This is a genomic window from Leisingera coralii (assembly GCF_049056525.1).
GTDB classification, from domain to species: domain Bacteria; phylum Pseudomonadota; class Alphaproteobacteria; order Rhodobacterales; family Rhodobacteraceae; genus Leisingera; species Leisingera coralii.
Genome location: NZ_JBHUPT010000149.1, coordinates 1 through 506 on the forward strand (window position 1 = coordinate 1; position 506 = coordinate 506).

The window sequence follows — 506 nt, forward strand, 5'->3', positions numbered from 1 at the left end:
TTACGGGATCGATATCGGCAAGAAGGTCTTTCATGTCGTCGCGCTCGATGCCGAAGGACATCCAATTCAAAGAGCCAAGTTCTCGCGTGAGACATTGCTGCGGTTCTTCGAAGCCGCTGAGCCTGCCTTAATCGGCATGGAGGCCTGCGCTGGATCGCAGTGGCTGGCAAGGAAGCTAACGGGGATGGCCAAAGTGCTTGCGGTTTAAAAAGGGCCAAGTCCAGTAAAAGAGACCCGTGGGCATTTGCGGCGTTCGCCCACGGGGATCATCTGACTAGATGAAAAGAAGAACAAAGTTCTCCTCACTCTCTTTCTGCGAGAAGTTTGTAAATAAAGTGTTAACGCCGGATCGGGCGTTCAACTTCGGAGTGAGGTGGGCACGTGAGGCGTAAAAAGAGAACGGGCAAGTTGGCCAAGCTTGGCGACGCGGTTCTCTGTTTGCAGAAGCGTCAAGCACGGGTTCTATAGCCGTTCGGGGTCTTGGTTCTCTACGAAGTCGGTGTTTC

The 506-nt window shown here is 53.4% G+C and carries 1 pseudogene; it reads left to right on the forward strand.

Annotated elements, in window-relative coordinates:
- Window positions 1–208: pseudogene (locus tag ACFMBG_RS24170) on the forward strand (IS110 family transposase); the annotation flags it as partial.
- Window positions 209–506: the final 298 nt, after the last annotated feature.